General features: G+C 57.4%; 7 protein-coding genes. 4 read left to right on the top strand and 3 right to left on the bottom strand.

Features of this window, described 5'->3' with window-relative positions:
• Positions 1–19 precede the first annotated feature (19 nt).
• Positions 20–1,459 (top strand): efflux transporter outer membrane subunit, encoded by a 1,440-nt coding sequence (locus JAO29_RS23025; RefSeq protein ID WP_334270629.1) that lies wholly within the window; start codon positions 20–22, stop codon positions 1,457–1,459.
• A 65-nt stretch (positions 1,460–1,524) separates the two neighbouring features.
• Here JAO29_RS23025 and JAO29_RS23020 read toward each other — a convergent pair whose 3' ends face one another.
• The 3 genes from JAO29_RS23020 to JAO29_RS23010 are packed head-to-tail and all read right to left on the bottom strand — an operon-like array spanning position 1,525 to position 7,271.
• Complete coding sequence (locus JAO29_RS23020) at positions 1,525–4,635, bottom strand: efflux RND transporter permease subunit (RefSeq protein ID WP_334270628.1); 3,111 nt, start codon at positions 4,633–4,635, stop codon at positions 1,525–1,527.
• Positions 4,635–5,915, bottom strand: coding sequence for an efflux RND transporter periplasmic adaptor subunit (locus JAO29_RS23015; protein ID WP_334270627.1), 1,281 nt, complete (start codon positions 5,913–5,915; stop codon positions 4,635–4,637). Before JAO29_RS23015 ends, JAO29_RS23020 begins: the two co-directional genes overlap by 1 nt.
• A gap of 3 nt (positions 5,916–5,918) precedes the next feature.
• A complete protein-coding gene (locus JAO29_RS23010; protein ID WP_334270626.1) occupies positions 5,919–7,271 on the bottom strand; it encodes a TolC family protein in 1,353 nt (450 codons plus the stop codon).
• 641 nt (positions 7,272–7,912) lie between these two features.
• Between JAO29_RS23010 and JAO29_RS23710 the strand changes: the two genes are divergently transcribed.
• From JAO29_RS23710 to JAO29_RS23000, 3 genes are all read left to right on the top strand, one after another.
• The gene (locus JAO29_RS23710) at positions 7,913–8,209 is read left to right on the top strand and encodes a YtcA family lipoprotein (RefSeq protein ID WP_442886480.1); all 297 of its coding nucleotides are present in this window, start codon (positions 7,913–7,915) and stop codon (positions 8,207–8,209) included.
• 2 nt (positions 8,210–8,211) lie between these two features.
• Complete coding sequence (gene mdtN, locus JAO29_RS23005) at positions 8,212–9,255, top strand: multidrug transporter subunit MdtN (RefSeq protein WP_334270625.1); 1,044 nt, start codon at positions 8,212–8,214, stop codon at positions 9,253–9,255.
• Positions 9,236–10,517 (top strand): FUSC family protein (locus JAO29_RS23000; protein WP_334270624.1); only part of this gene is annotated, 1,282 nt, incomplete at its 3' end. The genes mdtN and JAO29_RS23000, both read left to right, overlap by 20 nt.

Genomic DNA, 10,517 nt, shown 5'->3' with positions numbered 1-10,517 from the left:
CGTCAGAAGAGGCGAAGCGATGAGACGCGGCAGCACATCGAAGTTTGCCGCTCTGCTGGCGGCTCTTGCGATTGCAGGTTGCAAGGTAGGGCCGAACTACAAGGTGCCTGCGATGCCTGCGCCTCCCGCTTACAGCGAGGAGGGCCATAATGGCGCGTGGACTACTGCGACACCAGCGGATGCGACCGACCGCGGACCATGGTGGACGATCTACGGAGATGCGGAGCTGGACGCATTGGAGCAGCAGTGTGCTACCGCGAACCAGAGCATCGCGGCTGCGCTGCAGGCCTATGAGCAGGCGCATGATCTTGTGCGGGAGAGCAGATCCTCGCTGTACCCGACGGTGGCGATTGGAGTGGGGGCAAGCCGGAACCGCATCTCGAGCACGCGGCCACTGCGCCCGTCGAATGCTGCCCAGGATTACTGGGACTTCCTGGTTCCGCTGAATATCTCGTGGGAGCCTGACCTGTGGGGGCGCATCCGGCGACAGATTGAATCGAACAGTGCAGCCGCGCAGGCGACGGCAGCCGATGTTGCGAATACGAGGCTTAGCCTGCAGGGAATTCTGGCAGAGAGTTTCTTTCAGCTTCGAGGAATCGATCTGCAGGCACAGCTGTTGCGCAATACCCTCGATGCTTACCAGCAGACGCTCAAGTTAACGCAGGATCGACTAAGGGGCGGGCTGAGTACAGAGAGCGACGTGCAGCAGGCGAAGGCACAGCTGGAGCAGACCCGAGCGCAGTTGATCGATCTTGGCGTGGGACGAGCGCAGCTGGAGCACGCAATCGCTGTTCTTGTCGGCACGCCGGCGACCGGCTTCCATATCGCAGAAAAGCCGCTGGGTGGAGAGCCTCCGAGTACACCGACGGGAATTCCATCGGAGCTGCTGCAGCGCAGACCCGATATCGCTTCGGCGGAACGGAGAGTCGCTGCCGCGAATGCACTGATCGGGGTAGCTAAATCCGCCTACTATCCGACGGTTGTTCTGGGAGCAAGTGGAACTCTGGAGAGCAGCCAGATTACGCAGCTCTTCAACCAGGGAAGCGCAGGGTGGAACACGGGGCCGACGGCGAGTCAGGTATTGTTCGATGCCGGGAGGCGACGGGCGCAGGTGGATTATGCGGTGGCCCAGCGCGAAGAGGCAACGGCACTGTACCGCGAACAGGTTCTCTCCGCGTTTCGGGATGTGGAAGACCAGCTTTCCGCATTGCGCGTGCTGGAAGAGGAGGCGGCCGTTCAGAACAATGCTGTCGCCGCAGCGAAGAGGAGCACAGAGCTTTCGACGCTTCGCTACAAGCGCGGTCTTGCACCGTACCTTGAGGTCCTGACGAATCAGACGATCGAGCTGATGAATGAACGAGCCGCGGCTTCGCTGGTGTCGCAGAGAATCCTGGCGAGCACGCGACTACAGATTGCGCTTGGCGGTGGATGGAGCGCAACCCAGCTTCCCAAGAACTAGCAAGTGGGAAGTGGCGCGACAGGGAAGTGGTGGGCCTGACGATTCCGGATGTCGTCTCCGTTCGCTTAGGACGCTGTTACTTCTTTAGCCACAGGATTATGCCGTTTGGCTGTAAGCAGGTAGTAGACCACCGGTGTCACGATGAGGCTCAATGCCATGGAGATGACCAGACCTCCGATCACCGCGATCGCCAGTGGCTGCAGCATCTGCGAGCCAGCGCCAAAGGCGAGGGCCAGTGGCAGCATCCCGCAGATGGCTGCGGTAGCCGTCATCATGATGGGACGGAGGCGACGTTGTGCAGCGAGCAGCATTGCTTCTTTGGCAGACGTGCCCTCACGGCGATAGCGCTCGTCTGCGTCGAGCAAGAGGATGCCGTTCTTCGCAACGATGCCGATGACCATGATGACTCCCATGAAGGAGGCCACGTTGAAGGTGGTTCCTGTGATAAGAAGCGCAAAGACCACGCCGCCTACCGACAGGATGGATGAGGTGAGGATGGCGATGGGAGCGGAGAAATTTCGGAACTCCACAAGCAAGACGCCGAAGACGAGCGCAAGCGAGATGAGTAGGACCTGGAGTAGCTCGCTGAATGACTTCTGTTGTTCCTGGTAAGTTCCACCGTAGACAACATGAACCGTCGCCGGAAGGTGCATCGCGCTCACGGTTTGCTGTACCTTCGCGATGGCCGTGCCGAGATCGGAGCCTTCGAGTTGGGCGGTTACAACCACCAATCGTTGCAGATTCTCGCGCCGGATCTCGTTCTGGGGAGGAAGCTGTGTCACCTGTGCAAGCGAGCCCAGCGTCGCCAGCTTGCCGCTCGCGCTGTTGAAGACGGTGTTTTCGATGGTATCGAAGGACTGTCTTGTCTCATCGCCCAATCGCACCCGCACCGTGTACGGACGGCCGTTCGCGATCAACGGGTCCGCTGTAGTGACGCCGTCGAGGATAGAAGTGGCATCTTCTGCGACCTCTTGCGGCGTGAAGCCCATCCGTCCAGCAACCGTAGGATCAACCTGAAAGTTGGTTGCAGGACCACTGATCGTGTTTTCGATGCCATTCTCAACACTCACGACGCCCGGGATCTTACCGACGGCATCGGCTACACGAGGGGCCACCCCGGACAGCAGTGCGGGATCATTGGCAAAGAGCTTGATCTGGATGGGCTCTGGAGCGTTTGACAGGTCGTTGATCATATCCTGAAGGACCTGTGTAAATTCCACGTCCAACTGCGGCTCTGTTTTCTTAATCTCAGCTCGTGCATCTGCGATGACCTCGTCGATACCGCGATCCCGGCTGGTCTTGAGCTTGACTGTAATGTCGCCGGTGTTTGCTTCGGTAACCGCAGCGAGGCCCATCTGAAGGCCAGTCCGGCGCGAGGTGCTTTCTACTTCCGGTATGGAGTGCAGGATGCGATCGACGTGCTCCATGACCCGGTTTGTTTCAGTGAGAGAACTACCTGCGGGCATGATGTAGTCCAGAATGAAACCGCCTTCATCCATTGCTGGCAGGAGATCAGAACCGAGCGACTGGTAGCTGAGATAGGTCCCTGCGATTAAAAGACCGCATAACCCAAGCAAGAGAAGAGGCTTTGACAGCGCCCATGTCAGACCACGCTGGTGCCATAACAAGATGTTGCGCATGACACGCCCATGTTCCTCATAGGCTGGCTGTGCTCCCTTGCGCTCCTTCAGCAGGACCAGGCTCAGAGCTGGTGTCCAGGTGAGTGCCAGAAAGAGGGATGTAAGGAGCGCGATGGTCATGGTGATGGCGAGTGCGCGGAAGAAGCTGCCTGTCACACCCGTCACGGAGATAAGGGGGAGGAACACGACCACAGGTGTGATCGTTGATCCGACGATCGGAACAGTGATCTCTTTGAGAGCCAGTCTAGCGGCGTCCGCACGGGGCTCGCCGTGGTCGCGATGGAGAACGATATTCTCGACTACTACGATGGCATCATCAATGACCAGACCGATGGCTGCCGCCAATCCGCCGAGGGTCATGAGGTTGAAGCTCTCTCCAATCGCCCAGAGCACGAGTATGGTTAGCGCCACCGTCACCGGGATTACAAGTCCTGCTATCAGGGAAGAGGTCCAGTCGCCGAGGAAGAGGAACAGGATCACGCACGCCAAACCGAGGCCGATCAGGATAGCGTCACGGACGCTGCGAATGCTCTCGTGGACCAGCTCCGATTGATCGTAGTAGGGCTTCAGCTCAACTCCTGCAGGCAGATTCTTCCTGAGTTGCTCCACCTGGGCAGCCACAGCATCGGCGACAGCGACCGTGTTGCTCGCAGGCTGTCGGGTGATATTGACCAGAACCGCCGCCTTGCCCTCCGCCGTGACGGCCGTGTAGACCGGCATAACCCCAGGTTGAACTGCGGCGACATCGGAGACGCGGACGGCGGTGCCACTGGCAGTGCTCTTAACAACGAGACGCCCGAGATCATCCGCGTTGTGCGCCTGCGCACCCACAAGGCCGAGCACAAGTTGATGATTCGATTCGTAGAGGCCGGGCGAGTCGATGATGTTTGATGCCTGGACCGAGTTGACCAGGTCGAGAATGGTCACGCCTGCAGTCTGCATCTTCGCCATATTGGGCACGATATGAAACTCGGGAACCTTGCCACCCTGAATCGTGACGGTGCTGACGCCCTCTACTCGATTGATAGGCGGTTTCAACTGGTACGTCGCAAGCTCCCAAAGCTGCGTCTGGGAGAGGCGGTTGGAGGTGAGGCTATACCCGAGGATCGGAAAGGTCGCAAAGGTCAGACGATTCGTCGTGATCGTCGCAGTCGGAGGCAGTGTCTGCCGCGCTCTACTTAATGCCGCGTCCACAAGCTGCAAGGTGCGGAACATGTCCACATTCCAGTCGAAGAAGAGGCTTACTTCCGCAGAGCCGCGGCTTGTGGTGGAGCGAACCGTGGCCAAACCCGGCACGGAATTAACCGCGTCTTCGATTGGCTTGGTGACCGTGACCTGCATCTGGTCGACTGGCATGACACCGTTATCTATACCGATGACAACGCGCGGGAAATTTGTCTCAGGAAATACGGAGATCGGAACCTTCTGTGCAGTGTAGATCCCGGCGAGCGAAAGCACGATCAAGAAGAAGAATATGGGACTTCGGAAGCGAACGAGCCAGTAACGCTTCGAGGACGGTATGAATGGCTGTTCCATCACTTCTCGTCTCCCTCTGCGCCGGGCTCGCCGATCGTTACTTTGGTTCCATCATCCAGCCCGTATGCCCCGTTTGTGATGACCGTCTCCGAGCCATTGAGGCCTTGCGTGACCTGCACATCTTCTCCATCCGTGATGCCGAGTTGCACGGCAACTTTGTGAGCGGTGCTGTCGCTATTTACAACGAAGACAGACTTGCCTCCGTCTTCCGCCGTGATGACAGCCTCGAGAGGAATTTTGATGGTGTCAGGGAGGGTTCTGCCCACGATGGAGACTCGAACGGGCGTGCCCGCCTTATATTTGCCTGCACGGTTATCGACCTTTAGCCAAACCTCCACCGTCGTGCTGCCGGGATCAAGCGCAGGGCTAATGAGAGCCACACTTCCGGTTATCGGCTCATCTACACCGGGGATGGTCACTGAAGCGTTATCACCCAGAGTGAGCCTCTGTGCCACGATTTGAGAGAGATGTACCTTGGCGAGCAGCGATGACGTATCCATCACTGTGACCAATGGTGTTCCTGTTGTGGCTGTCTCTCCGGGGAAGAGAGGACGGTCGGTCACAACGCCTGAGATGGGACTGTGAATCTGTGAGTATAAAACCTGTGCTTCCGCAGCTTCGTATCTGCCGCGGGCGGAGGAGAGTTGTCCCTGCGCCTGTTGCATCGAAGCCGCTTTACTGACACTCGTCAAGGAATTGAGGTGATTTCGCGCAGTGTCGTAGGCTGCCTGTGCCTGCGCCAAGGAAGCAACCGCAGTGTCGTAGTCACGACCAGCAATTGCTCCCTGCTCGAAGAGGTTCTTCCGAGAGGAAGCTATCTCGCGCTGCAATTGGAGCTGAGCATCTGCCTGGGCTACATCGAGTTCTGCCTTCGCGTAGTCTTCCGGGACCTGGGCTTTGGTCTGCATGGTGTAGGCCGCCTGGGCGGCGGTGTATTGACCCTGGTTGTCCAGCACCTGCGCTGAGAGATCACGATTCTCAAGCACAGCGAGGAGCTGACCCGCCTTGACCCTGGAGCCTCGCTGCACATAGAACGTGCGGACAGGGGCAGTGATCTTCGGCGAAATCGCTGCCTGTGCAAGGGGCGACAGCGTTGCATCCGCCATGATGTGCTCGGAGATGTCACCGCGTTGGGGATGCTGGGCCTCGACCGTGACGATCGACTGCGATGTATTCTCCGCAGGTTTTTTGCAACCATTGAGAGCAAGGGTACAGAACAACCCGAGAGTGACGATGGCGCCACGGCAGAGGATGAGGCTGGAGGAAGAATTGCTAGTCATGGATTAGAGACTTCCTGTAAGAAGCTGGAGTGACGCGGCCGCGGTCTCGAATCTGACGAGGCCGTCTGCTTGTGCCGTCTGAGCTGCAAGGTAGGAGTTCTGAGCGTCGACGACTTCCAGTGCTGTCGATTCGCCTGCAACATATCGCATTCGGGTGAGTTTCAGGCTCTCGTCAGCGGTGCGAACGCTTTGTTCGAGAAGATCAAGCTGGTCCCGGGCTGCTGCCGCTTCTGCATAGCTCTCTTCAAGAGTTGCGATCAGACGCCGTTGCGCTGCGGTGAGGTTGACCTTCGCGACATCTCGCTGGATCTCGCTCTGCTTAACTCGCTTCTGCGTCGAAAACCAGTCCCACACGGGAATGTCGAGGGTTCCGCTAAGGGAATAGCCGAGGTTGCGTACGCCGTCCGGTCCGCGCTTTGCGAACTGCGGGGCGTCGATACCGTAGGTGAAGTTGAGTCCAAGATCAGGAAGATAGGCTGCCCTCGCAGACTTTACTGCAGCATTGGCCGCGTTGATATCCGCGAGCGCACTCCGCATCTCTGGATTGTGCTGCGATGCCAGCTGATTAACTTCTTCGTGGCTGGGAAGCATGGGCATGGTGGCGGGAAGATCTGTCGCATATGGAGTCCGGGGATCAGGAAAGAGGAGCACACCAAGCTCAAGGCGGACCCTGTCTGCAGCAACTTTCGCATCCGCAAGGTCGCGTTGCTTCTGCTGCATTTGAAGCTGTGCCTTCACGACGTCAGCGTGCGCCACCTCGCGTGCAGCCTCACGCTTCTGCGTAAGCATGGTGAAACTCTGTGCTTCTGTAAAGGCTTCGGCCTGAAGCCGGGCCCTTTCCTGAGCGGTCGATACTGTGTAGTAGAGGTTAACTACGGCTGATACCAGGCCACGCCGCGCGATCTCTAACTCGGCCGTTGCTCGTGCAGCATTGGCTGACGCGACCTGTGAATCAGCGAACTGCCTGAGCCCGATCGTTTCGTTGATGACCGCCTGACTGGAGTACTCGTGCACGGAGTTGTTGGCGATGAAGATAGGAGATGCCTGCGATCCAACCTGCCCACCCTGATTCGTCTGGCCATTGGGCTGGGTATAGAGCATCTGGTTGTGATAGGTCACGGACGGGAGAAGCGCGGCTTTCGCAAGATAACTATTGATACCTGCCGACTTCTGGGCCGCCAGCGCGGATGCAAAGATCGGCTCGTTGGCTTGCGCTCGTTTTATTGCCTCAGCTAATGTCAGGTTCGGCGCAGTGTCCGGCTGCACCTGCTGCGCAACACTTAACGTGCTGCCAGCTAACGAAAGAGTGGCAAGGAGAACCACTGCCTGAACAAGTGAACGAAGCCGAGGAACCATGGCTTCAGCGTAAAGAGCAAACCTTAAGCTCCCCTGAATTTGGATTCAGCTATCTCATTGCGTGTCTGCATCTTCCTGGAAACACAGAGGCCTTCATTCAGCTTGAGCGTGCTAATTCTTGTCGCTATTATGCGAAAGTGCACTGTTAGCGCCTTCACGTTCTGACGCATTGAAGCGTGCGGTTCGCACAGCGACGATGAGCTCTGCCATCAACAGAAGGAAGTGGGGCGATATCTCTCGATCGGTCATGGATTGGAGCATAGACGAGCGAAGGCGAAACTCATCCATAACATTTGAACTGGGAATTATACGGGCTTTGTGATTAGCTCATTCGAGCGTTGAACTGAGTTGGATAGATGGCGTATGCTTGATCGCCTTTAAGCTTTTGGCCCTCTTAGTCGGGAGAGAATCCGAGTGATCTCAGATATGGAGAAAGCTCATGCAGGGGGGCAGTATCTCAGGCAAATGCCCGCGAGATGCATCGCTCTTCGTATTCTCTTGGTCGCGTAACTCGATTTCCATGGATTTTCCATTCTTGTAGAAGCATTAGAGTCCTGATGGACATTTGGGCCCAAGTTGGAAAAGTCAATAAGCGCTAATACTGGGCAATTCTGACTGTTGAGAAGAGCGGGAGGTGATCAATCTCCAAGCAGATTTCCGTTACGCCTGTTCTCACCTCCACTGTTCGGCTGCTGCTGTTCCTCGCTCAAACAGCCCTGCTTAGCGGTTGCAGCGGAGCTCCTTCGCTGACCATCGCCGGCGCGTATTTTCCGGCGTGGCTGGCCTGTGCTGTCGTCGGAGTGATAGCGACTGTCATTGCACGAGGTGTCATGGCATCGACCGATCTGACGACGGTTATCCCTTTCCAACTCGCGGTCTGCGTGGCCATCGGCGTATTGGTCGCGTTGGCGGTATGGATCTCCTGGACGGTGCACTAAAAATGGAAGCTCGCGGAATCAATAAACGCAAACCGCTGGGCATTCTCATCGCCCTGTTAGTCATCGGCGCCGCTGTTGGGCTTGCTGTAAGGGTAGCCTCCCGTACAAAGCTCTCGACAGACGATGCCAGCATCGATGCGGAGGTCATTCACGTCGCCTCTGCAGTGGGTGGCCGGATCATAGAACTGCCGATCCATGAGAACGAGCTGGTTCACAAGGACGATCTTCTCTTCCGAATCGATCCGATGCCGTACCAGACCAACGTCGCCTCTGCAGAAGCGCAACTCGCTCTCTCCCGCGCCACGCTGGACTCCAAGCGACGGCTCGTCTCGGCGCAGCGTTCGAATGCCGAGATCGCTAGCGAACAGACCCTAAGGGCGCAAACCAATCTCGAACTATCGATGCGTACCGAGGAGCGCCTGAAGCCCCTGACTGCGAAAGGCTATATCCCGAAGCAGCAGCTCGACCAGGCAGAGGTTGCGAGACAGAACGCCACAAGTTCTCTCGCCGAAGCTAAAGAACAGCAGACTGCGGCTCACCATCTGGTCGACGATGTCGCCGCTGCGGAAGCGGCCGTAAGAGCCGCCTCGGCCGCGCTCACGAATGCCCACAGGGCCTTGGAAGATACGGAAGTGCGCGCTCCGCATGAAGGACGCATCGTTGGTCTCTCCGTATCGACAGGAGAGATGGTCATACCATCCCAGTCGCTTTTCACGCTCATCAATACGGAGGAGTGGTTCGTATCGGCCAACTTTCGCGAAATTGATCTCATGCGGGTGAAGCAGGGCGATTGCGTGACGGTTTACTCCATGATCGATCGCCGTACCCCGATAAAAGGTGTTGTAGACAGCATCGGATTCGGAGTCTTGTCGGCGGATCGCATTAATGTTCCAAGGTCGGTCCCCTATGTCGAGCCATCCCTCAACTGGGTGCGCGTGGCACAGCGATTCCCTGTACGGATTCACCTGCAGGAGCCGCCTGAGCAGCTCGTACGCATCGGCGCTAGCGCCATCGCGGAGGTCGATCATGGTAGCGCGTGCAGATGAGGCGATGCCCCAAAATAACGCTTGGCTCCTTCTTACGCGTTACTCTCCGGAGCGCCTTTCGTTCGCGCTGAGGCTCGCCCTTATCTGTGCCCTCGTTGCTTTGGTTGCCGAGATATACAAAACGCCTGAGATCGCTCTGACCGTCTATGTAGTCTTCTTCCTCAATAAACCAGACCGTGTAGGGAGTATCGTTCTCTCGACTGCATTCACGATCATCATCGCCATCATCGTCGGATTCCTGTTAGTGATCGCATCGCCCGTCCTCTCAAGCATTCCCCTGCGCGTGGGAGCCATGGCGGCAATCTCATTCACCCTCATGTTTCTGGTTTCTGCGAGCAAGCTCAAGCCGATCGGGTCAACTCTCGCGCTCGTGATTGCATACGCGTTGGATCTACTAGGCTCTGTTCCTCTTGGTGAACTGGTCACGAGAGCGTTCCTGTACACCTGGCTATTCTTCGCTATCCCAGCAGCAGTCTCGATTGTCATCAATCTCTTGTTCGGAGCGGCCCCTCGCAGTCTCGCACAAAAGGAACTGGTAGCACGGCTTCGTACTGCAGCAAAGGCTCTGCAAACAGACGAGGAATCGATCCGCGAGTTGAATCAGCTACTCGCTGAGGGAGACGAAGAAACGCAGAAGGAGCTACGGCTCTCCTCCATCGAACACAGCAGTCGTCCAGAAGATCTCGACGGCCTCAAGACCTCATCCGATGGGGCGACTACAATCCTCTCTGCTGTGCAGTTCATGGTCACCGAAGCTGACGCGCTCCCATCGACCGAGACACGCTCGGTAATGCAGTCAACCCTCCTCAAGATGGCAGCGATCGTCGAGAAGGGCGGCTATCCAGCCCTCGTCGAACCGATTCGAGTAGAAGGCGACTCCGACGATCTCGTTGGCTCCTCCATCAGGTTCTTCAACGCCGGTCTGACCCAATTTGGAGAACTGCGCTCCGCTCCATCGAAAGAAAAAAAAGCCAAGTCAGGATTCTTCCTTCCCACTGCCTTCTCCAATCCGGAGCACGTGCAGTACGCGTTCAAGACAACTCTGGCAGCGATGACCTGCTACCTCATCTACTCCACCCTGAGCTGGCCCGGCATCCACACTGCTCTGATCACCTGCTTCATCGTATCGCTCGGAACCGTCGCGGAAACCGTAGAGAAGCTGAAGCTGCGAATCCTTGGCTGCGTGGCAGGAACCGTTGCCGGACTCAGCATCATGATCGGAGTCATCCCTCTGACAACCGACATCGGACACCTAATGGTAG

This window comes from Edaphobacter sp. HDX4 (assembly GCF_036877565.1).
Taxonomy (GTDB): Bacteria; Acidobacteriota; Terriglobia; order Terriglobales; family Acidobacteriaceae; genus Edaphobacter.
This window is presented reverse-complemented; position numbering and strand designations above follow the sequence as displayed.

What these genes read in the sequence shown, in the direction of transcription:
- JAO29_RS23025 (WP_334270629.1), top strand. Translation starts at nt 20, where the DNA reads ATGAGACGCGGCAGCACATCGAAGTTTGCCGCTCTGCTGGCGGCTCTT.
- JAO29_RS23020 (WP_334270628.1), bottom strand. Translation starts at nt 4,635, where the DNA reads ATGGAACAGCCATTCATACCGTCCTCGAAGCGTTACTGGCTCGTTCGC.
- JAO29_RS23015 (WP_334270627.1), bottom strand. Translation starts at nt 5,915, where the DNA reads ATGACTAGCAATTCTTCCTCCAGCCTCATCCTCTGCCGTGGCGCCATC.
- JAO29_RS23010 (WP_334270626.1), bottom strand. Translation starts at nt 7,271, where the DNA reads ATGGTTCCTCGGCTTCGTTCACTTGTTCAGGCAGTGGTTCTCCTTGCC.
- mdtN (WP_334270625.1), top strand. Translation starts at nt 8,212, where the DNA reads ATGGAAGCTCGCGGAATCAATAAACGCAAACCGCTGGGCATTCTCATC.